Origin of the sequence: Cedecea sp. (assembly GCF_036500665.1) — a bacterium.
In the GTDB taxonomy this organism is placed as follows: Bacteria; Pseudomonadota; Gammaproteobacteria; order Enterobacterales; family Enterobacteriaceae; genus Cedecea.
Window position 1 is genome coordinate 23,334 of sequence record NZ_DASYBS010000042.1, and the last position, 22,925, is coordinate 46,258.

At 53.7% G+C, this 22,925-nt stretch carries 17 protein-coding genes; 7 read left to right on the plus strand and 10 right to left on the minus strand.

Translation table 11 applies throughout. The features are described 5' to 3' along the window. Nucleotides 1-12: 12 nt before the first annotated feature. The 4 genes from fliI to fliF are packed head-to-tail and all read right to left on the minus strand — an operon-like array spanning nt 13 to nt 4,736. Complete coding sequence (gene fliI / locus VGM55_RS06720) at nt 13-1,371, minus strand: flagellar protein export ATPase FliI (RefSeq protein ID WP_154186512.1); 1,359 nt, start codon at nt 1,369-1,371, stop codon at nt 13-15. Continuing rightward, on the minus strand, nt 1,371-2,066 hold the full coding sequence (gene fliH, locus VGM55_RS06725) for a flagellar assembly protein FliH (protein WP_154186514.1): 696 nt from the start codon (nt 2,064-2,066) through the stop codon (nt 1,371-1,373). The genes fliI and fliH overlap by 1 nt, the downstream gene beginning before the upstream one ends. After that, nucleotides 2,059-3,051 (minus strand): flagellar motor switch protein FliG, encoded by a 993-nt coding sequence (gene fliG / locus VGM55_RS06730; protein WP_038481620.1) that lies wholly within the window; start codon nt 3,049-3,051, stop codon nt 2,059-2,061. The genes fliH and fliG overlap by 8 nt, the downstream gene beginning before the upstream one ends. Further along, nucleotides 3,048-4,736 carry a flagellar basal-body MS-ring/collar protein FliF gene (gene fliF / locus VGM55_RS06735; RefSeq protein WP_154186516.1) on the minus strand — a complete coding sequence of 563 codons (1,689 nt, stop codon included), beginning with the start codon at nt 4,734-4,736 and terminating at the stop codon, nt 3,048-3,050. The genes fliG and fliF overlap by 4 nt, the downstream gene beginning before the upstream one ends. A gap of 229 nt (nt 4,737-4,965) precedes the next feature. Here fliF and fliE point away from each other — a divergent pair, with 229 nt between their 5' ends. From fliE to VGM55_RS06750, 3 genes are all read left to right on the plus strand, one after another. After that, the gene (fliE, locus tag VGM55_RS06740; protein ID WP_154186518.1) at nt 4,966-5,283 is read left to right on the plus strand and encodes a flagellar hook-basal body complex protein FliE; all 318 of its coding nucleotides are present in this window, start codon (nt 4,966-4,968) and stop codon (nt 5,281-5,283) included. 591 nt (nt 5,284-5,874) lie between these two features. Beyond that, on the plus strand, nt 5,875-7,098 hold the full coding sequence (locus VGM55_RS06745; protein ID WP_331635060.1) for a YadA-like family protein: 1,224 nt from the start codon (nt 5,875-5,877) through the stop codon (nt 7,096-7,098). A 302-nt stretch (nt 7,099-7,400) separates the two neighbouring features. Continuing rightward, nucleotides 7,401-8,255 (plus strand): MurR/RpiR family transcriptional regulator, encoded by an 855-nt coding sequence (locus VGM55_RS06750; protein WP_154186522.1) that lies wholly within the window; start codon nt 7,401-7,403, stop codon nt 8,253-8,255. A gap of 57 nt (nt 8,256-8,312) precedes the next feature. Here VGM55_RS06750 and yedF read toward each other — a convergent pair whose 3' ends face one another. Both yedF and yedE read right to left on the minus strand, forming a co-directional pair. Next, entirely contained in the window at nt 8,313-8,549 is a 237-nt protein-coding gene (gene yedF / locus VGM55_RS06755; RefSeq protein ID WP_016537040.1) for a sulfurtransferase-like selenium metabolism protein YedF, read from the minus strand. Next, the gene (yedE, locus tag VGM55_RS06760) at nt 8,546-9,760 is read right to left on the minus strand and encodes a selenium metabolism membrane protein YedE/FdhT (RefSeq protein ID WP_154186524.1); all 1,215 of its coding nucleotides are present in this window, start codon (nt 9,758-9,760) and stop codon (nt 8,546-8,548) included. Before yedE ends, yedF begins: the two co-directional genes overlap by 4 nt. A gap of 195 nt (nt 9,761-9,955) precedes the next feature. Between yedE and yedD the strand changes: the two genes are divergently transcribed. Continuing rightward, nucleotides 9,956-10,375 carry a lipoprotein YedD gene (gene yedD, locus VGM55_RS06765; protein ID WP_154186526.1) on the plus strand — a complete coding sequence of 140 codons (420 nt, stop codon included), beginning with the start codon at nt 9,956-9,958 and terminating at the stop codon, nt 10,373-10,375. Nucleotides 10,376-10,483: 108 nt separating this feature from the next. On the opposite strand, the gene amyA is transcribed toward yedD, so the two are convergent. From amyA to fliD, 4 genes are all read right to left on the minus strand, one after another. Next, the gene (gene amyA / locus VGM55_RS06770; protein ID WP_154186528.1) at nt 10,484-11,971 is read right to left on the minus strand and encodes an alpha-amylase; all 1,488 of its coding nucleotides are present in this window, start codon (nt 11,969-11,971) and stop codon (nt 10,484-10,486) included. Between the two features lie 67 nt (nt 11,972-12,038). After that, the gene (fliT, locus tag VGM55_RS06775; protein ID WP_154186530.1) at nt 12,039-12,401 is read right to left on the minus strand and encodes a flagella biosynthesis regulatory protein FliT; all 363 of its coding nucleotides are present in this window, start codon (nt 12,399-12,401) and stop codon (nt 12,039-12,041) included. Beyond that, nucleotides 12,401-12,811: a flagellar export chaperone FliS gene (gene fliS, locus VGM55_RS06780; protein WP_331635062.1), complete on the minus strand. Its 411-nt coding sequence runs from the start codon at nt 12,809-12,811 to the stop codon at nt 12,401-12,403. The genes fliT and fliS overlap by 1 nt, the downstream gene beginning before the upstream one ends. 9 nt (nt 12,812-12,820) lie before the next feature. Beyond that, a complete protein-coding gene (fliD, locus tag VGM55_RS06785; RefSeq protein WP_154186534.1) occupies nt 12,821-14,248 on the minus strand; it encodes a flagellar filament capping protein FliD in 1,428 nt (475 codons plus the stop codon). Nucleotides 14,249-14,658: 410 nt separating this feature from the next. Here fliD and VGM55_RS06790 point away from each other — a divergent pair, with 410 nt between their 5' ends. The 3 genes from VGM55_RS06790 (at nt 14,659) to VGM55_RS06800 (ending at nt 22,920) form a co-directional block, all read left to right on the plus strand. Further along, on the plus strand, nt 14,659-15,507 hold the full coding sequence (locus VGM55_RS06790; protein WP_154186536.1) for a flagellin: 849 nt from the start codon (nt 14,659-14,661) through the stop codon (nt 15,505-15,507). A gap of 96 nt (nt 15,508-15,603) precedes the next feature. Continuing rightward, nucleotides 15,604-19,296, plus strand: coding sequence for a glycosyltransferase (locus VGM55_RS06795; RefSeq protein ID WP_154186538.1), 3,693 nt, complete (start codon nt 15,604-15,606; stop codon nt 19,294-19,296). Between the two features lie 207 nt (nt 19,297-19,503). Next, nucleotides 19,504-22,920, plus strand: a complete 3,417-nt coding sequence (locus VGM55_RS06800) for a hypothetical protein (protein ID WP_331635063.1) — start codon at nt 19,504-19,506, stop codon at nt 22,918-22,920. Nucleotides 22,921-22,925 lie beyond the last annotated feature (5 nt).

Here is a 22,925-nt window from a genome sequence, read left to right on the forward strand (position 1 = left end):
GGTCACCTCTTATCAAACCGTCGGGAAGAGCGCCTCCAGTGCGAAGCAGGCTTCTTCCCAGCTTGAACGTTCAAAAATGCCTTGCTGCAGGAATGCTTCCAGATGCGGCCACAGTTCAATGGCTTTATCGAGCATCGGATCGCTGCCTTTGGCGTAAGCCCCCACGCTGACCAAATCACGGTTGCGCTGGAAGCTGGATAACAGCTGTTTGAAACGACGTACCCGGGCGTAATGCTGCTCGGTAATCAACGATGTCATGGCTCGGCTGATAGACGCTTCGATGTCGATGGCCGGGTAGTGGCCCGCTTCTGCCAGGCGGCGCGACAGCACAATGTGGCCGTCAAGAATGGCTCGTGCGGAGTCGGCAATCGGGTCCTGCTGATCGTCGCCTTCGGTGAGTACGGTATAAAAAGCGGTAATCGAGCCGCCGCCGTGAATGCCGTTGCCCGCGCGCTCAACCAGCGCCGGAAGCTTGGCGAACACTGAAGGCGGGTAGCCTTTGGTGGCCGGTGGCTCACCGATGGCGAGAGCAATTTCACGCTGCGCCATTGCGTAACGGGTCAGTGAGTCCATGATCAGCAGCACGTGCTGACCGCGGTCGCGGAAGTCTTCTGCAATACGCGTTGCGTAAGCGGCACCCTGCATACGCAGTAGCGGAGAAACGTCCGCCGGAGCGGCAATCACTACCGAGCGCGCACGGCCTTCGGCACCGAGAATGTTTTCGATAAAGTCTTTTACTTCGCGCCCGCGCTCGCCGATCAGGCCCACGACAATGACGTCGGCCTGGGTGTAACGCGCCATCATGCCGAGCAGGACGCTTTTACCGACGCCAGAGCCTGCGAAGAGGCCCATACGCTGGCCACGACCTACGGTGAGCAGGGCGTTAATCGGGCGTACGCCAACGTCGAGGACATGTTCAATCGCCGTACGCTGGAGCGGGTTAAACGGTGCTGCACCCAGCGCGCCCATCAGGTCGGAATCCGGAGAAGGCAGGCCGTCGAGCGGGCGGCCGCTGCCGTCAAGCACGCGGCCCAGCAGTGCCGGGCCAAGCGGCAATTTTTTACCGCTATGCAGGCCTTCCGCCGTTGCCGAACGGGCATAAACTCGGGCGCCGGGCAGAATACCTTCGACTTCCTCCAGCGGCATCAGAAACAGCTTGTGGCCGTTAAAGCCGACCACTTCACATTCGACTTCACGGTCGTGCTGCTCAATGATGCAGGTTGCCCCCAGAGGCAGCTGCAGGCCGGTGGCTTCCAGCACCAGCCCGGTGGCGCGGGTCAGGCGGCCGTAGCGGCGCACGGACGGCAGTTCTACCATCCGCGCTTCAAAATTATCGAGCGTGTTCAGCCAACGGGTGAGGCGGGCGGTCATCAGAGGACTCCCGGGGCTGCCAGGCGGCAAAGCTCTTGCCAGCGGGTCGCCACGCTGGCGTCGAGATCGCCTTCATCGGCGGAGACTTTGCAGCCGCCCTGATGCAGGCTTGGGTCACCACGAAGACGCCAGCCGTGCAGGCTTAGCGTGGCGCCCAGCATCTCTTCTACCCGCTGCAAGTCATCCGGGTGTACGCGAAGCTGTGGTTTGCCGCTGAACAGCGGCTCCTGCATCAGCAGCCCCTGAATCTGTTTGATCAGCGCGTTGTTATCAACGGCTGGCGTCTGGCCGATGACCTGGCGTGCCGCTTCCAGCGCCATCTGCATCAGGCGGGAGGCGATAACGCTATCCAGCGCGTCCAGCGTGTACTGAAACTCGCTGACCAGCTGCTGCATACGTGCGTGAACCGGCGCCTGCTGCTGGCGGGCTTCGTTGATGCCTTGCTCAAGCCCCTGTTGGAACCCTGCCTTGCGGCCTTCTTCTACGCCCTGATCGTGTCCGGCGGCAAAGCCCGCGCTGTGGCCTTGTTCCCGAGCCTGCGCCTGCATCATCGCCAGCGTTTGCTGAAGGTCCGGCTCGCTTTCTTGTTCTTCCTGCTCCGAACTGGCTTCCGGCATCACTATCTCTTCGAAAACCGGCGTCGGGAAGGCCAGGTCGTCAGGCGTCCAGCGTTTCCATGGCAGCGAATTAGACATAGGTATCCTCGCTGGTGCCGATTACCATCTCGCCGGTTTCGGCCAGGCGGCGTACGATAAGCAGGATGGCTTTCTGTTCGTTCTCGACCTGCGACAGACGCACCGGGCCACGGTTGGCAAGGTCGTCGCGCAGGATATCCGCAGCGCGCTGGGACATGTTGCGCAGGAACTTCTCGCGCAGCGCCTGCTCTGCGCCTTTGAGGGCAATCAGCAGGGACTCGGACTCCACTTCCTGTAGAAGACGCTGAATGCTGCGGTCGTCCACGGCAACGAGGTTTTCGAACAGGAACATCTCGTCGATGATTTTCTGCGCCAGCTCGCCGTCGAAGTCGCGCACGGCGGTAATAACGGCTTCTTCCTGCTGGGTTTTCATCAGGTTGATAATTTCCGCTGCGGTTCTTACGCCGCCCATTTTGCTCCGCTTGAGATTCTGGCCGTCGAGCAGGTTGTTCAGCACTTCGGTCAGCTCTGCCAGCGCGGCAGGCTGGACGCCGCCAAAGGTGGCGATACGCAGCATTACGTCGTTGCGCAGACGCTCGTCGAACAGCGCCAGAATATCCGCCGCCTGGCCACGCTTGAGGTGAACCAGAATGGTGGCGATGATCTGCGGGTGTTCGTCGCGAATAAGATCCGCGGCGCTCTGCGGCTCCATAAAGTTGAGCGTTTCGATGCCGCTCGTGGTGTCGCGCGTTTCGAGAATATCTTCCAGCAGGCTGGAGGCGCGTTCTTCGCCCAGCGCTTTGATCAATACGGTACGCAGGTAGTCGTTGGCGTTGATGCTCAGCGCCGCGAACTGTTCGGCTTCCTGTTCAAATTCCGCCAGCACTTCGGTCAGGACTTTGTTAGAGATCTGATGGGTGTTTGCCATCGCCGCACTTAAATGCTGCACTTCACGCGGGCTGAGGTGCTTGAACACCTCAGCGGCGCGGTCTTCGCCAATGGTCATCAGCAGGATGGCGCTCTTTTCGGTTCCGGTCATACTCATATTTCAGTACTCATCCATTGGCGGATCACCAGCGCAACTACGCGAGGATCGTTATCGGACATATCACGAATTCGCTGACTCATGACTTCGGCGCTCAGGCGCTGGTTAGCTTTGCGCTGCTGCTGTTGCTCGTCACGGCTAAGCGTAACGGCCACGGCTTCTTCTTCGGCTTTCACGCTCTGCTTAGCCTCGTTAGCGGCTTTCAGGATTTCCGCGCGGCGAGTCAGCTGCGGACGAATCGCTTTACGCCACAACAGCCAGGCAACAATCAGCACAATCAGCCAGCGCCCCGCGGAGAGCAGCATGTCGAAGAAGGCCGGGGACTTCCAGAATGGCAGGCTGCTGCCGCTGTCGTCATCGGTGGCGGTGAACGGCGAGTTGACCACGTTCAGGGTGTCACCACGGGTTTCTGAATAGCCCATCGCTTCACGCGTCAGGTTCTCTATCTGCTTCATCTGGTCGGCCGTCAGCGGCAGCGGCTTGCCGTCGGCAAGCGCACGGTAGTTAACGACCACCGCGACGGACAGGCGCTGAATATCGCCGACGTTCAGCTTGGTATGACGAATGGTGCGGTCCACTTCATAGTTGGTGGTTTCGTCACGTGAGGTGTTGCTGCTGCCGTTCTGGCCGGAGGTGCTGGTCTGGTTCTGCTGGCCGTTATTAGCCTGGCCGTTTGGGTTGTTCTGCGGCGGCGTGGAAATCGGCGCCGTGTTCGCTGGCGCAGGCTGGTTGGATAGCGCGCCCGGCACGCCGCCAGGGAACTGGCCGTTAACCTGAGACGTCTGGTTCAGCTGACGGGAACGAATGGCCGTCTGCGCGGGATCGCCGTTCGGGCGATACTGCTCTTCGGTCTGCTCTTTATTGGCGAAATCAATCTGGGCGGTGACCTGGGCGTGAACGTTACCGTTGCCGACAATCGGGCCGAGGATCGATTCAATGCGGCGCTGGTAGCGGCTCTCTACGTCGTTTGCGTACTTCAGCTGCGCGTCGTTAAGGTCGCGTCCTGCGGTATTGGACTGGGTCAGCAGATGCCCCCCCTGATCGACCAGCGTGACGTTACCCGGCGGTAAACCAGCGACGGCGCTGGAAACCATATGCACAACGGCGTTGATCTGCCCTTCATCCAGCGCGCGGCCAGGCGCAAGGCTGAGGGTAACGGAAGCGGAAGGCGATTTTTGTTCACGAACAAACAGCGAAGGTTTTGGCATAGCAAGGTGAACGCGGGCGCTTTTCACCGGACCGAGTGTTTCAATAGTGCGGGCCAGTTCGCCTTCAAGTGCGCGCTGGTAGTTAACCTGCTCGCTAAACTGGCTGATACCAAACTTTTCCTGATCCAGAAGCTCGAAGCCCACGGCCCCGCCTTTTGGCAGGCCCTGCTGAGCCAGGCGCAGGCGCAGGTCATAGACATTATCTGCCGGCACCATAATGGCGCTACCGTTATCGGAGAAGCGGTAGGGGATATTCATTTGCTGAAGCTGAGTCACAATCGCGCCACCGTCCTGATCGGCGAGATTGCTGTAAAGCACACGGTAATCCGGAGATTTTGCCCACAGTACCAGGGCCACCAGCACGGCGACGGCGGCGGCTCCGCCCATCATCAGCGGGATTCTTGGATTTGCACGAAGGCGATTCAACCACTCAAGAGTCTTGTTTTGCGGCGTTTGTGCCTGAGCAGCAGTGGTCATTCCACACCTCGCGGCTTAGCGTTGACAAAATATTCTGAGTAAAGAGTGAACAAGACAGACTCCCGGGTCGACAAACACGACAAAAGTTCCATATGGATGGCAGTGTCATTATTTTCGTTTCGGGAAATTTCGATGGCTGAATTAGCTCTATTTTTTACGTCTATTTAGCGCCTTTATCCTATTGACAAGGTGGTAATCTTCATTCGCTTAACACAAATGGGGCTAAAAAATGGCTATTCAGGGTATCGAAGGCGTATTGCAACAACTTCAGGCGACCGCGCTGTCGGCGACCAATCCCGCGGCATCGGCTGCCGCTGCGCCGACGGTAAGTTTTGCCGGTGAGCTGCAGGCCGCTTTAGGTCGCATCAGTGAAACTTCTACTACCGCGCGTACTCAGGCAGAGAAATTTTCTCTGGGTACCCCCGGCGTGGCGCTGAATGATGTGATGGTCGATCTGCAGAAATCTTCCGTTTCTCTGGCAATGGGCGTGCAGGTTCGTAATAAGCTGGTTTCCGCCTACCAGGAAATCATGAACATGCAGGTGTAGCGCATGGCGAGTGAAAGGCCTGGTGAAAGGCCTTTTACTTGATTCTGGTAAAACGATTAAATGTAATAATCATTCTTATTTCAATTTCATTTATGGCCTACAACAAAACCTTTCAATAATATTAAATTAACAACTCCTCGTTTCATATGAAACTCATTAAGAATATTCCTGCTTAAAGTTAAATAAACGCTAAACTGCATGATGTAGATCAAATTTCTTTCCCTTCTTGCAATGCATATTCAGCGCATCAATTATCACACGATATTACTATTTCATTTTGTTACTGCGAGATAGTTGTTCGCAGATGAAATCTGTTGATTATAATAATTAAATAAACTAAAGCGCCTTAATAAAAGGCGTATTACTTCAAGGTGTTACCCTTGTGGTGTTTTTTTGTTTTTTAGAGAGGTGTGAGAATTGGATTATTAATTTCATATGAAATTATTGATGGCTTTTTTATTAATTGGCGAGATCTGGTGGTGATTGATAAAAAGGACTGAAGGCGATAGTTAACCGGTTGCAGCCGGTTAACTATCAATTTGATCGGATTTTACTAAATCTTCACAAGCAAATATATAGTAGGTTTTTAGTATGAAAAAGGCAACTTTGGCGTTAGTTATTGGTGTTTTTATTAGCCATCTTTCCTATGCTAACGAAACTTCTTATGAAATACAGGGCAATAATGGTAATTTCACTTTAGTCGCAGATACTCTCGATGGAAATACTGTGGCGGGGGGGCCTGGTATCTATAGTCTTGAACAATTTAATATTGATGTAAAAAGAAATGCGGCAGGGTTGCTTGCAACAAAGGCGGATATTAGCACGAACCAAAATGCGATTACCTCGCTGAACTCAGGCTTAAGCGCGAATCAAAATGCGATTACCTCGCTGAACTCAGGCTTAAGCGCGAATCAAAATGCGATTAACACGCTGGACTCAGACGTCAGCGCGAATAAAAGTGCGATTAACACGCTGGGCTCAGACGTCAGCGCGAATAAAAGCGCGATTACCTCGCTGAACTCAGGCTTAAGCGCGAATAAAAGAGCGATTAACACGCTGGGCTCAGGCTTCGGCGCGAATAAAAGCGCGATTAACACGCTGGACTCAGACGTCAGCGCGAATAAAAGCGCGATTAACACGCTGGGCTCAGACGTCAGCGCGAATAAAAGCGCGATTAACACGCTTGGCTCAGACGTCAGCGCGAATCAAAGCGCGATGAAATCGCTGAGCTCAGACGTCAGTGCGAATAAAAGCGCGATTAACACGCTTGGCTCAGACGTCAGCGCGAATCAAAACGCGATGAAATCGCTTGGCTCAGACGTCAGTGCGAATCAAAACGCGATGACATTCATGCACTCAGATGTACAGGTAGCAAAAAATACAGGCACCTATGCTCGCTCCAGGGCCGATGCCGCAATCGCCAACGCCGAAACCAATAAAATGGCGCTGGAGAAAACAAATCAAGCTGTAGCAGCCCATACGGCCGAGCTGGCTAATCATGAGTCGCGAATTAATGCCCTTGAAACCCAGGCTGTTAACAGCAACAGTTTTTCCAGACTTAAAAGCCAGGTGGATGAGAATCGTCAGAGAGCTTCCGCGGGTATTGCAGGCGTTGCTGCGATGGCTAATATCCCACAAGTCACTCAGGGGGCCACTTTCTCCGTAGGCGCAGGGGCGGGTACAACAGATGGTGAAAGCGCTATGGCCGTTGGTTTCTCCGCTCGTGCTACGGAAAGCACGATCATCAAAGCTTCTGTATCGGATGATTCGCAGCAGAATTTTGTTATAGGCGCAGGTGCTGCTTATCAGTGGTGATATAAACGGATAAAGCCTCTGAGCAGGCTTTATTTATAGAGAGTGGCGATGCGATCCTATTTCATGTTTATTCTGTCAACGTGCCTGATCATGGGAATATGTGCGGGTCTGATGTTCTGGCTCTCACGGATCTTTGAGACATATATCTCCGTTTGTTGAGCGAAGTATCGTTTTTGCCAGTAACATCAGCATGATGCGCGCATTTGTTTGACGACGAAAGCAATCTCACTGCAAAATCAGGATGATACCGTTAAGATACCGGAAGGGATTTCCGGTCAAAACTGGGAGCATCTTATCAGCCTATGACCCCGCAACAGACGATAGAAAACAATTACGATGTATTAACGCCCGAGCTGCAGCGTGCTGCCGATTTAACGTTGCACAACACCAGGGACCTGGTTGCGTTGTCGATGCGTGCTTTTGCGTCCCGCATTGGGGTCAAGCCGGCAACGCTACTGCGTTTGGCCCAGCGTCTCGGGTATGTGGGCTGGCGGGAATTTAAAGCCGCTTTTATCCAGCAGCTTGGGCTGAGTCATGAAACACATCAGGCCAGAGCGGAAAAGCTGGTGGATAAGGGCAGCACGGCTTCGCTCTATCAGGAAGTGTTTGATGCCCATGCGGTCAACCTGTCCCATACCGAGGCGGAAAACCAACAAACGATTGGAAAAGCGGTGGAAGTGTTGGATGCGGCCGAACATGTTTATGTTTGTGGTTTCCGCGCCAGCTATTCGGTGGCCTACACGCTGTTTTATATCTATCGCCTGTTTAATAAGAACGTGTCGCTTATCGACGGCCAGGCGAGTAACTACGAGATTTTCACCCGTGAGCTGACGCCAAAAGATGTGGTATTAATGATAGGGTTTGCCCCTTATTCTCGTGAGTCGCTTGATGTGCTGGGTGCCGCACGACAGGCGGGTAGCAAAATTGTGGCGTTGACGGATTCCCCGCTTTCTCCACTTGCAGAACATGCCGCCAGTACGCTTTATTTCTCCGCGCATAGCCCGTCGTTCTTTCCTTCCGTGGTGTCGGCGATGGGCATTGCTGAATGTTTGCTGGCCATGCTGGTGGCTAAACACGGTGAGAGGGCGGTGGAGAAGATTGCCAGCGCGGAACGTTTCCTGTTGGACTCGGGCGCGTGGCTGAAGCCGGTGAGCTAATAAAACGGCCGTTTATCCTCCATGGGAGGGGCATTAATTTGCCCCCCGATTGGATGATTAACGCTGGATAAGGTAGCGAATAGTGGGGCCATCCTGCTGAATATCCAGCACCGTATAACCGTGGTTTTTGGCGTCCAGCGGGATGTTATTGATAGACTGCGGGCAGTCGCTCACCACTTCCAGAATCTCGCCTTTTTTCAGCTGAGGCATCGCCTCAAGCGTGGCGACGGCCGGGTAAGGGCAGGGCTCCCCCACCATGTCCAGGCGGTAGTCAGGGACGATATTCTGGCTCATACGATTTCTCCTGTTGTGGCGTTAATGGCCTGGTTTTTACGGCGGAAGAAGCGTTTTTCCCAGCCGACAATCAGCAGATAAGCGGCCAGCAGCATCAGATAGGTGACCAGCAGCCCACCGAGCGGGCCAAAGATATTCAGCAGGTTTATTTTATCCCAGCGGGTCGCCAGCGCAGGGGAGATATCATCCCAGAACCAGGCCAGCAGCGTTGAGCCGATAACGTTGCCGAGACCAACCCACCAGTAATGCACCTGACCTTCAACCGCGCGGTACATCCAGCCGGTTTCACACCCGCCTGCCAGCACGATGCCAAAGCCAAACAGCAGGCCGCCGATAACCGCGTTCGGCCCTGCCCACATGATTTTGGCTTCCACGCCAAGCTGCACATAGCTGAAAATGCCGATGGCGCTGACCGCCATCCCCAGAATAATGGCTTTGGCCATGTGGGTTCGTCCGGTTATCCACATATCGCGGAAGGCCGAGGTGAAACAAATTTGGGCGCGTTCAATGAGTAGCCCAAAGCCGACGCCAAACAGCATGGCGAGGCCGAGTTTCGGCTGGTTTATGGCGGTGAGGCCCGCCCAGCCGAGCATGCCGATAAACACCAGCATTCCGATGCGGAAGCGGCGCTTAGCCCGTCCTGGCTGCTGCGTGAGCGGGGAGGCGGCGGAGACTTTTTGCAGCTTGACCGGAATGCGGAACATCGGCAGCAGCGTGAAGCGCGCGCCAAACCAGCAACCGATGGCGGTCGCAAGGGCGAAGAACCAGGCGTGCAGTGAGAACTGAGGGATCCCGGTAAAGAAAGCCGCGAGGTTACAGCCCATCGCAAGCCTTGCACCAAAGCCTGCAATAATGCCGCCAAGTACGGCCTGAAGGATGCGAATGCGGTGCTGCGGTAGGCGCAGTTTTACATTATTGGCCCACAGCGCCGCGGCGAAGCAGCCGCCGAACATGCCGATAATCATCATGCCATCGATGCGGGTCAGTGGGCTGCCGTCGAGATGAATCAGCTTGTAGTAACCCCATTCTTCGGCGTGAACGCCCATTAGCTGGAGGAGCTGGCCGCCCCAGCGGGTGAATTCCCCGGTGACGGCCCAGAACGTGCCGGTAATGCCGAAGTAGTAGGTGGAGAGGATCCCGGCCGCAATCACGGCGGGCATTGGTTTCCAGAAGGTTACCAGGTATTGCTGTTTAAAGGAGTGCCAGGTCATGGTTTTCGCCTCTGAACTCAGAAGAACGTGCCGCTATGGGCAGAAGAAGGCGCAATCATACGCCCATCTTTTTAGCTTAACAGGCTGAAAAGATGAAAAAACAATCTGGATCAATTTTCATACCCCGGGAGGAATAGCTGGCGAGGGCAGGGCTTTAATGCCAAAATTATTTTTTCTCCGCAGTCAGGATAGACGATGAAGAAGGTTTTACTTTTGGCAGCGCTGGTAGCACTGAGTGGCTGCGTCGAGGTTAGAGATTATGGGCAGGTCGTGCGCACCGAAGCGCCTGCTGGTCTGGCAGGTTTCTGGCAGTCAACCGGCCCACAGAGCGAGTTGGTTAGCCCGGAGGCGATTGCCTCGCTGGTGGTGACGGCGGAAGGCGATACGCTTGACTGTCGCCAGTGGCAGCGGGTGATTGCGGTTCCAGGAAAACTGACGCATCTGTCTGGCGACCTGCGCAACGTAACCGTTAAGCGTGAAATTTATGCTATTGGGCGTAACGGCGATACGCTGGAGTACGCTGGAATGACGTTAAAGCGTGTTGATCGTTTGACGACGGAGTGCGCTGATTTCCTCGCCAAACACCCTTTGGACAGTAAGTTAACCAAAGAGTAAGAGAAGAACGCCCCTCACCCTAACCCTCTCCCCAAAGTGGAGAGGGAATTTATCGAAGGCCTGATTACCCGCTCTCCCTCCGGGCGAGGGGCCGGGGTGAGGGGGTATTTACAGCACATCCTCAAGTACCCAGACGCTGACGCTGCCGCCGTTACAGGTAAAGGTTGCGGTGCCGGCTGAATCGGTGACAACACTCTCTTCGCGGTTGCTGAGATAATCACGCCAGCTTTTCTCACCGAAGTTTTCGCCTAAGGTCAGCGTTTTTTCGCCGTCATCTCCGTTAGTCATGATGACCACACAGCCCGGCGCCTCAGCAGTACCGCTGCGGCTAAAGGCGATGCAGTTAGGATGATCGAACCACAGCGTCTGTACACCATGGGCGAAGCGCTCGCGGGCGTGAATCAGGTCATCCAGTTGTTCAATGACCGGCATATCAATGTGATAATTCTGGCCGTCCCCGCCTTCATCGTCGTAGCTCGCACCGAAGAGATCGGGGTAGAACACCGAGGGAACGCCGTTTTCACGCAGCAGGATTAGCGCATAGGCCAGCGGTTTAAACCAGGCCTCGACGGGGGCTTCAAGCGCCTGTAACGGCTGTGTGTCGTGGTTAGCCACCAGCGTGACGGCGTGGAACGGATCGGCCTCAACCAGCGTGCCGGTGAAGATCTGACTCATGTCATAGTCACGCCCAAGCCTTGATGCTTCGTGGAATTTCATCTGCAGCGGGGCGTCAAACAGCATCGTTTTGCCCTCAACCTGGGTAATGTATTCCTGCAGTTTGTCCACCTCATGTGACCAGTATTCGGCGACGATAAACAGCGGCTCCTCCGCCACCTGCTGCACGTGCTCAATCCACTCTTTATAAAACCAGGCGGGAATGTGTTTGACCGCATCCAGTCGGAAACCGCTGCAATGGGTTTGCTCCATAACCCAGCGCGCCCAGTACTTCAGCTCTTCAGTCACCGCATGGTTGCGAAAATCAATATTTTCGCCCATCAGGTAGTCAAAGTTGCCGAGCTCGTCGTCAACCTGGTCGTTCCAGCCTTCGCCGGTGTAATCATTGATGATTTTAAAGATGCCGTCTTCATCGGGATTTTCAATATGGTCGACGCCGCTAAAGCATTTGTAATCCCAGATAAACTGCGAGTATTGTCCGGCCCGTGCGGGGAAGGTGTAGCGTGTCCAGGCCTCGCATTCGATGACCTCTGATGAGATCTCGTTTCGGTTCTCTTCGTTGACGCGGTTGACGCGAATCTTCTCCTTTTCGTCAGCGCCCATTTTGTGATTCACCACGACGTCCAGCAGTACCGCGATATTGTTCTCCCGCAGGGCCTGAATGGCCGACAGCAGCTGGGCTTTATCGCCGTATTTGGTGGCCACGCTGCCTTTTTGGTCAAATTCGCCCAGGTCAAAAAGATCATAACAGTCGTAGCCAACCGAATAGCCGCCCGCGCTTCCTTTATAAGCGGGAGGGAGCCAAACCATATTGATGCCGATGTCGCTGAGGCTGGTTGCCCGGTTTGCCACTTCTGACCAAAGCTTACCGTCGCCGGGGGAATACCAGTGGAAAAACTGTAATAGGGTGGGGTTTGTCATCTCGTCCGTGCTCCAGAAGTCATTTAGCTGACCTCTGGAGTATGGTGCAAATCATCAAAAACGTAGTCTATTGATTAAAATCCAGCGGGAAAAGAACATTCCCGGAGAGTTCTCCATAGGCACTGGTCAGTGATTTTTGCCTTCCGGATTGGTCTATCAACTCGCGTAATTCTTCCATTCGTCCCTTCAGGAGAACCTTTAGCTCGGCTTCATTCGCCAGAATGCTGGCGAGGATCTCTTTAGCCTTATCCTGATAATAAGTATTACCCGGAGAAAGAGGATGACGGGCAATCTCCTCCACCAGCGTAATGTACTTAATTTCCTGTTCGATCAGCTCATCCCATTTCCCGGAGTGAGCCAGGTTGAGCATCGTGTAACTTAGCGCCTGAAGCGCCTGCCAGTGATTAAGGGATGAGATGAAATCATTCATCAGAAAGAATCCTGCGTGGGTGAGGTTCCAGGGCCAATTTGCTTCCAGGCACTCGCAATATTGTTCAGCAACGCCTCAACTTCATTGATGATGCTGATGTCGTTATAGAGGTTCGCCTGCAGCAGGCGTTGAACCATATACTCATAAAGCGCCGAGAGGTTGTGCGGAAGTTCACCACCCACTTCCATGTTAAGCCCAGCCTTTAGCCCATTATCAATAATGTTAATTGCCCTGGTGATGGCCTGCCCTTTGGCAGCGGTCTCATTTTGCTCAATAAAGAGGCGTGCCCTGATCAGGGCACTGAGTGCCCCATCAAAAAGAATGACCACCAGTTGATGTGGACTGGCGCTCAAGACCGCCGTTTCAAGCCCTACGCTTTGGTAAGCCTGAACACCAGAGTTGCTATACATACCAGCTCCTTAGCTGCTCTTATTAAATTGTTGAGTCAGGTAGCTTGACGTGTTGTTCAGCTGGTTGACCAACGTGTTAAGACTGGTGAACTGAGCCTTGTAGCGAGCCATGGTGGCATCAATCGAGGCCGACATTTTGTCGTAGTTGTCGCTCAGGGTTTTCAGCGTACTGTTGATCCCGTCTTTTGCGTTCTGGATAACGCCGCTGCTGCCTGACGTGGTGCTTAACATGGCGGTCAACGTGTTATTCATTTGGGTTGCAAAGCCGGTGGTTTTTCCGTCACCAATAAAATAGGCCTGTACCGCCTGAGGGTTGTCGGACAGCGCTTTGGTTAATGCCGCGTCGTCGACTTTCAGGTTGCCCAGCGTGCCGTCTGCGCCGGTCATCGTGTCCTGGTTCACGCCAATCTGGCTCATGATAGCTATGGCGCCACTTTGTACGTTGGTCAGCTGGCTGCGAAGCTGAGACTGAACCGAACGTACGGTACTGTCACCCAGCAGCGCGCCGTTGTTGGAAGACTGATCGTTGCCCGGATCGACCTTGACGTACTTAGTCAGGCTGGTAATGGTTGACTGCAGCGCGTTGTAGGCGGTGACCCAGTTATTGATGGCCTTTTTGTTTGCGTCTGTTGCGCGATCAACGGTCAGCGTTTCGTCTGCAGTACTTTGTGATTTCAGGGTGAAGGTCATACCAGGGAAGGCGTCAGAAATGGTGTTTGACTGACGTTCAATCTTGATATTGTTCACCGTTACCACGGCATTCTGTGAATTGGTTAAGACGTTTAGCGCGCCAGTTTTGCTGGTAGAGTCGTAGCCAATTTTGCCCTGAAGGGTGTCGTCCCCGGTCACTTTGACCGTCATATCGCTGTTCTGACCCGTGGTTTTTGAGGTCAGCATCAGGCGGTAATCGCCGTCGCTGGCTTTTACCACGCTCGCGGTGACGTTGCCGTTGGCCTTATTAATGGCACCAGCAATCCCGTTCAGGGAGGTATCCCCATCGGCCAGGTTTACCGTCAGCGGGGTAGTGGTTCCCGGTTGCGTAATGGTGAGCGTGCGCGTACCGCCGGTTGTGCTGCCCAGCTGCTCGGTCCCGGTAGCGTAGCTGCCGGACGTCAGCACCTGTGCTTTGGCAATCTGATTTACGTTGACGATAAAGTTGCCTGGCGTAGCGCTACTGTCTGTCGTGACGTTAAACGCTGTATTGGTGCTGCTGACAGTTGTTGAGCTCCAGGTGTCTTTGTTGCCCAGTGCAGCGGTCGCCGTCTGCAGACTTTGCAATGCACTCTGCAGTTTCCCATAAGCGCTCAACTGGGCATTATAGGTCGCTTGCTGATTGGTAATTGTGGTCAGTTTGGTTTTTTCAGCAGCTTCCAATTTGTCGTAGAGATCGGACAATCCCAGACTGTTCCCTGCGTTGAGATTACTGATTCCAGCCATACATGTCTTCCTCAAAGTCGATGGGTAGTTTCAGTCAGTTATCGGCGAGCTGATGAAAAAGTTTACTGTGAAATAAAAAAAATAATCAGCGGAATAGGCGGGTGGGATTGAGGCTTATAAAGCGATTGTGTCATCTTCTTGCCTTAATATATGTCTACTTGCCCTGGCGGACGAAATATATTGTCACAGACGTTCCGTTCGTATCCTGTTTCTAATATTAGTCCGACACAGTACCTTGTTGATAAAGTCGTTCTTTGAAGTTTTAATTCCTTTAAAATCATTGTGTTGAAATTTTTTTATGATTAATTCTAAAGTTGGAACAGAGGACGTCGATAACCTTGTTGACGGTGAGAGACGCCGTGAGTGTTAGGCACCGAACCTAAACCCCAAATTTTTAAGGAATTAAAACTATGTCAGTTATCAATACTAACCTGCTGTCCCTGAGCACTCAGAACAACCTGAACAAATCTCAGTCTGCACTGGGTACTGCTATCGAGCGTCTGTCTTCCGGTCTGAAAATCAACAGCGCTAAAGATGATGCAGCAGGCCAGGCGATTGCCAACCGTATGACCGCTCAGATCAAAGGGATGACTCAGGCTTCCAGCAACACCAACGACGGTATCTCCCTGATTCAGACTACCGAAGGTAACCTGAACGAAATCAACACCAACTTACAGCGTATCCGTGAACTGTCTGTTAAAGCAGCGAACGGCACGAACCAGCAGAGCGACCTGGATTCCATCAACACGGAAATCAACCAGCGTCTGCAGGAAATCAACCGTATCTCTGGCTCCGCTAACTTCAACGGCAAAAACCTGCTGGACGGTTCTGCAACCGGCGGCGTGAGCATTCAGGTTGGCGCAAACACCTCGGCTAACGACCGTATCTCTATCGGTAGCGACTCCCTGATCAACGCCAGCGCAAGCGGCCTGGCTTCTGGCACCGTTCTGACCGGTACCGTTAATATTGCTACCTCCGGTGGCGCAAGCGATGTAACTAAAGCTGTTGATACCGCTCTGACCGCAGTGAACAACGCACGTTCTAACCTGGGTGCGCTGCAGAACCGCTTCGAGTCTACTATCAACAACCTGAACAACTCCATCACCAACCTGTCTGCCGCACAGTCCCGTATTCAGGATGCTGACTACGCGACCGAAGTTTCCAACATGAGCCGCGCGCAGATCCTGCAGCAGGCGGGGACTTCCGTGCTGTCTCAGGCAAACCAGGTTCCACAGGCGATGCTGTCCCTGCTGCGTTAATTTTAACGCCAGACGCAGTTCTAAGAAAAAACCCGGCATCTGCCGGGTTTTTGTTTCACACTCGCGACATCGTTCTTATGATTAAAAACGGAAACTATGAAAAGCATCCTGATTTGCATTGATAAATTCGAACATTTTAATCAAATCGAAACGACGTTCTGTGATGTTATCGAATACTTCCTCCAGCAAAACTGGCGGGTCGATGTTGTTGCCAATAAGGTAGGGCGCTACTGGTTGACGCGTCTGGAAACCCATGCACAGCATCAACATATCCGTTTTGTTCTCCCTTCAGAACATGAGCTGCATGCTGAATACGGGCTTATCTGGATTTTTCAGGGCTATGTCAGCGAGCAGTTGAATCTTGCGATGCGCAAGGGCGCGATTAAAGGCAAAATTGTTTTCCAGCACTTTGATTATTATGCGGATATTGATTTACCCTACGGCGCGGGTCTGGAAAACCATTTAGCCTGGCAAAGCCTTTATTGCTCTGCACAGATGCATTTTGTGCTGGCGGACAAAGGCATACATTCCAATAAACTCAGGCCGCTTCCGCTGTCGGTGCCCCATGAATACTGGGCGAGTAGCCATACCCCACGCCAGGAAAATGCGCTGAAAACCGCGCTGGTGATCCACTCGGGGATCATTCCTGATAGCGAGCGCCAGATTGCCGCCTTCAAAGCTCGTGGTATTGAGCTTCACTATTTTAATCTCGATTTTGCCGTTGGCCCCGTCAGCGCGGAGCTGATGGCTAATTATCAGCTGATTATCACCACGGGCAGGTTCGCCGTACAGGCAATGAGTCTGGGCATACCGGTGGTGCTTTCCAATGGTTATTCGACGTCGGGATACCTGAACCAGACCAATTACCCAAAGTTAGCCGACGTCGCGTTCAGCGTCCGAGACGGCGTAGCAATTACCGAACCGGCTGAGTGGGCAGGTGCCGTTGCAGTAGGTTATCCACGCGCGAATAAGTGGGCGCGGGAATTACAGAAACGGGTCAATAACCAGTGCAACCTCGATCGGTTGCTCGAAGGCATTGTGGAAGGACTTCCTCAGCCAGGAACGCTGTTCATTAATGACGAAGAAAGCCGCAGCCTGGAGTTGCACAGAAAGGTGATGGAAGGGCTGGATCATGAAAGTGTCTCCATACAAGGTTGGCTGGCCGACAGAAAGCCTTCGCCAACCCGTATGGCCATTCTTCACTCCTTTATTCAGTCGTACCCGGAGTTTGGGCAAATTGCGGTTGCCGTTATCGATACTCATGGTGACACGGCCAGCCTGGCGAAAACGGTTAACTCGTTAAGCGTGCAGCACTTAGCCGCACACAGCATCACCGTTATTGGCGACAGACCTGCCTCCGCTGCCGCGGGCTTAGGGTTCATCAGCAGCAAAGCGGGCGTCAATAAAGCCCTTAACCAGCTGGCAAATGAAACGGATGCCCGCGGAATTTTAATGCTTAATGCCGGTGCAACCCTCGAGTCGCATGCGTTATTAATTTACGCCGAATACAGCCTCAGAGAACCGCAGGTACCGGCCTGGTATTGCGACGAACATGTTGTTGATGAAAGCGGTGAATCCCAGATCTGCTTAAAGCCGGACTGCGATATCGATTTATTGCGTAGCATTCCCTATATCGGCAGCACCCTGTTTATTACCGCGGACAGCTGGCGGGAGAACGGCGGGCTGTCGGAGGCGTATCCGCTGTTTGCCGGACTGGATCTCTGCTGGCGGATTATTGAAAAGCAGGGGCCTGCAAGCCTGGGTCATATCAATGACGTGCTAATTAATGTGCCGTATACAGTAGAAAGCCTGATCAAACAGCCGGAAATTAGTGCGGAGATGGCGCGGATGACGACTGCGCATCTGCAACGCTGCCGCCTGGCTGCCCATGCTGAGACAGACGGCTACAATGGCGCACTGCGTATTGTTTATCCACTCTCCGTTGAGCCTTTGGTTTCCATTATTATCCCGACGCGAGACCAACTGCCGTTGCTCAGGCAATGTATAGAGTCGCTGGTTGAGGTGACTCGCTACCCGCACTACGAAATTATTCTCGTTGATAATGACTCACAGGATGAAAGCTGCCGCGATTATCTTAATCAGCTGGCTGAGTTCTCACCTGACAGTATCCGCGTCCTTCGCTGGAACAAACCTTTTAATTTCTCGGCGATGAATAACCTTGCGGCAGCGCAGGCGCGTGGTCAGGTGCTGCTCTTCTTAAATAATGATACTCAGCTGGTGGAAACAGACTGGTTGACCAGCCTGCTTCGACACGCTCTGCGCCCTGAGGTCGGGGCCGTGGGGGCCCGTTTAGAATACCCTGACGGGCGAGTGGAGCACGGCGGGTTTATCAATGGCCTCGGGCAGGGGACGCAGGTGGCAAACCAGGGGGCAGGCGCCGAAGACGCTGGCTTCTTGTTGCGGCTGAAAACGACCCGTGGAGCAGCGGCATTAAGTGCTGCCTGCATGATGGTCCGCGCGGATGTGTTTGCGGAGGTCGGCGGGTTTGATGAGCAGAACTTCCCGGTTTATCTTGCCGATGTCGATTTTTGTTTGCGCATTCGCGAGCTTAATTATTTAACCGTCTGGACACCGGACTCTCGTGTCAGGCATTTGGGCGGTGCGACGCGATTGTTTACCGAGAAATTTGGCGTTGCGGCTCATCCGGATGACGACGTCTTCGTTCGTCTGCAGGAGAAATGGGGGAAAACGCTGGCCAAAGATCCGTTTTACAGCGGCCATTTGGCGCGGGTGGGATCGCTGTTCCGCCTGGGAACGCGAACCTCCCGTATTCAGCCGCCTCTGCCGGGTAAACCGTTGCCAATCGTGATGGCATCTCACGTTAACTGGACCGGCTGCGGTAACTACCGGGTCATGAAGCCCTGGCAGGCGCTGGAGCGTGCATTGTGCCTGGAAGGGGGCGTGATACACGGTTTTCCTACCGTCATGGAAGTGGCCAGCGTTCAGCCGGATATGTTGCTGTTAGAGCTTCCACTCGACGACCGTTTACCGGATATGATGCGGCAGTACCGCAAGGTGAGTTCGGCTAAACTGGCGATCGAGTATGATGATAACTACTTAAACATCTCGGCAAAAAATGCCATGGCGTCAAGTTTGCCAAAAGATATGCAGCGCCGCCTGCAGCTGCTTTCTGCGCAAGCTGACTGGATGGTGGTTTCAACGGAGCCACTGGCCCATGCTTACCGCGCGTTCCACAGCGATATTCGTGTGGCGCAAAACCGCCTCAATGTTGAGCAGTGGGCGCACCTGAAGAGTCGCAGACGAGAAGGAAAAAAACCTCGAGTAGGCTGGGCCGGCGGCAGTAGCCATACGGGCGACCTTGAACTTTTGTTGCCGCTTATGAAAGCGCTTGAGGACGAGGTGGACTGGGTCTTTATGGGGATGAAGCCCGAAGGGGTACGCTGCGAGTTCCATCTCGCAGTACCGTTTGAACTTTATCCTGAAAAACTCAGCACCCTGGACCTGGATCTTGCTTTGGTGCCGCTGGAGAATAATGTATTTAACGAATGCAAAAGCAACCTTCGCCTGCTGGAACTGGGCGCCTGTGGCGTGCCGATTATCTGTACCGATATTGAGCCTTACCGGGGCGATTTACCGGTGACCCGGCTACCGAACCGCTTTGCAACATGGTTAAGTGCTATTCGAGAGCAACTTGCTGACCGGCAGGCGTTAAGCCAGCACGGCGATGAGCTGCGAGCGGCTATCCACAAGGACTGGCTGCTGCAAGATGAAGGGCTCAACGACTGGAAACAGGCCTGGCTGGGGTAAGTGACTCTGCGCTCTGTAACATGCCCCACTTCCCGGCTGGGGCATGTTTAATGCCGGAATATAAGGCCTGATTTCTCCGGTAATTCTCCCCTTATTACGCCTGGCCTGGGGCACAATGAAGGCTACTCCAGCGCGATATGCGCCGCTAAGTTTTACCTGTGCAGCTGGCTAACAGTGAATGCTGCCTGGGTACTTCAGGGAATTAAGATGTCACTTTCGCTTGAATATCCATATTTGCTTGTTGCCCCCGACTACCGAGAGTCTTCCCTGGGGATCCAGGTAATGCATCGTCTTTGCCACATGATTAACGAAGCGGGGGGACGCGCATGGATGGTGGGCTGTACGGTTAATCCACGCTGGAATACCCCGGCGTTAACCAATGAAGCGTATCAAACGCTGTTAGCGGGCAATCAACCCTGGATTGCGGTCTACCCTGAGGTGGTTTCGGGTAACCCGCTGTCTGCCCCGATTTGCGTCCGCTACATGCTCAATCGGGAAGGCGTGATTGCGGGCAACACGATTGATGCCGGCCCTGATGACCTCTTTTTCTGGTATCGCGATGAGTTTGCAGAGAAAGATGCAAACCCTAAGCTGCTGAAAATTGAGAGCTATGACATCGCTCTTTTTCAGGATGATGGCGGGGAAAAAGATCTCGATCTTCTGTACATCAACCGCGTTCCGGAAGACAAAATTGACTGGGCCAGTCTGCCGGCCAACATCACCGTGCTGTCCATGCGCAAGCCTCTGACGTTTGAACAGCTTGCCGCCGTGTTAAAGCGAGGGCGCAGACTGTATACCTATGAGTCCTCGGGAACGTGCATACTGGCGTTACTGTGCGGGTGCCCGGTTATTGGGCTTGAAGCGAAGGGGTATGAAGTCTACGCGCTAAACGCGCGGTTCTTGCTGGATTATGGCGAGCATAGTTTTACCAAACATGACACGCCCGAAGCGCTTAATCTCGTTCGTCAACATATGGGGGCGTTTCGTGAAAGTTTCCTCTCCCAAAGAGCGGTGACGGACCGCCAGTTTGAGGTCTTCCTTCAGGTTTCTCAGCACGCAGCTGAAAAGCTTTCACAGCGCCAGCACCGCCATACTTTAACGGGTTGGGCAAAATATCGAACGTTGCCGCTATTGCCCGATACGCTGTGGCCAGGTAGGGCAGTGCCGCGGCTTCTTGTCGTAATAAATCAAGGCGAACACACGACAGAGGCCGTTAGCGAAACGCTGAATTCTCTTCTGCCCCAGCTGGCATCTTGCCCGGGAAGCCGCGTATGGGTAGTGGGGAAGAACCCGGAAATCGGCAGTGAAGATCAATCCGTGGAGTTTGTGGCTGTGCACGACTGGAAACGTCGTGTGCAGCGGTATGCCGAGCGTGCGGCATTTGACTGGCTGCACTGTATTGATGCCGGCGTGACTTACGTGGCAGAAGGATTAACCCTGTGCGCGAGCGCGCTGTCATCGGCGGGAGACTGTAAAGCGATATACCCTGATGAAGCGTTGATGACGCCCGGTGGCGTCTATAAGCCTGCCTTTAAACCAGACTTCAATCTCGATCTTTTTTTAAGCTCGCCGCACCGCTATTTGCGTCGAGGGTTTATCGAACGCCAGGCATTACTGGATGTCGGTGGCCTTTCTACGGTATTTGGTGAGGCTTATGAATTTGACCTGGCGATCAAACTGCTTAGCCGCTTTGATATTGCCGCGCTGGGCCACTTTAGCGAGCTGGTCTCGATCGTCCCCGACGCGCTTTTTGAAATGACAAATGAGCATGAAGAACAGCAGATCCTTGAGGCGTACTTGCGCCAGCGCGGGTTTGTTTCACCGCAGGCTACGCGCAAACCCGCGGGAGTATGGCGGCTCAACTATGGCTCACCCACAACAGAAATGGTTAGCATTCTGATACTGGCCGGCGACGATCCTGCCGTGTTAAACCGCTGCGTGACCAGTCTTATTCATACTACGCAGTGGCTGTATTATGAGGTCATCATCGCTCAACCCGATGCGGTGAGTGAGGCTATGCAGCAGGTGATACGTCACCTGGTAGAGCGTTATCCGGATCGTGTCCGAAGCGCGCTGGTGAACGGTGCGCAACACCCGGTAGCGATGCTGAACCATGCGGCTCACACCGCCCATGGCAGCCAGTTGCTGCTAATAGATAACACTATGCTGTTTGTGTTAGACAACTGGCTGACAGAGCTTCTTAACCATGCGCTTCGCCCGGAAGTGGGCCTGGTAGGCCCTAAAATCATTAATACCAGCCAGCAGGTGTTTAGTGCAGGGCTGGTTCTTGGGGGCGATGAGTGGATTGGTCAGGTTGGGTGGGGAGCCCATCTGAAAGATGACGGCTATATGGCACGTTTGCAAAGCGACCAAAACTACTCGGCGCTAAGTCACCTGTGCATGCTGTTCCGAAAGAGCGCGTGGGAAAGCGTGGGTGGATTCAGTGATGCTTTTTCTTCCATCGAACTCGCGACCACGGCTTTTTGTCTTGCGCTTCGCGAGCGCGGCTATTTTGCTGTCTGGACACCTTTCAGCATTGTAGCTTCTGACCGAAACGCAGCGAGTTTTGCCGACAGACGCTACGGTAAGGAAAAGCAGAGTATTATTGCCCGTTACGCCAGTTTGTTCAGCGACGATCCGGCCTACAACAAAAAGCTGTCGTTGCGCTTTCCCCTGTTTACTGAAGACCGTCATCTCGCGCAGAGCTGGAATCCCCTGAAGGATACCGGGGTACCAACATTTTTAGTGGTAGGAGGTGAGCCTTATGCGGGACATGTGGCCCGATTTATTCAGCTGTGCGAAGCCACCCAACTGCAGGGGAAAGCCCATTTCTGCATCCTGGCTGATTGCCCTACGCTCCCTGAAATGTTGCGCTTATCTCCGCAGGGTATTGTTCTCTTCGGCGGCGTTAACAATGAAATATGTCTGACGCTTAGCCAGTACAAAGCGCTGTCAAAATGCAGCGTAAAATATTTGGCAGGTGAAGATGACGACTCTGTTGACGAGAATGCGGCACCGGCGATGCACATTGTGGATAGCTGGCTGGCAGAGAATGCTGAACAGCAAGCACGGTTGGCCGGGAAAGGCCATGTCAGTCAGCTTTTACCCGCAGCGCTGGTGCAAAGCTGGTTTGTTATGCCCGAAGGCGGTGAAAAGAAACGCGTCAAGAAAGCTGCCCTCTGTATGCCTGCACGGTTAGACCGTCATGAAAGCGCGTTTATGGCGCGGCTAATTGAAGCCACGGCTGAAAAAATTGACTGGATCCTGTTAGGCGAGCATCCAAAACAGTGGCTTCCATGGGTTAAAGAGACCCGGAGAATTCAGGGCGTCACGCTTTCAGCGGCGCAAATTCATGACGTGAGCGCCGATGTTCTGGTCTTACCCCAGAAACAGGGAGAGAAGTGGAGTGCGGCTAACCATAGAACCCTGCGTGAGTTTGCTGCCTGCGGTATACCGACACTGAATCTTGATACCACCCTGAATCCCCTGGAGGATGCTTTCGAGCGTCTCTTATCAACCCATGAGCCTGATGCTGCGAGGATTTTAGCGGAAACCACCCGAGGTTCCTATGCATTCAGCGAACTGAAAATAGAGGCCTTTGTTCACCTGTTATCAACCCACTAAAAGGG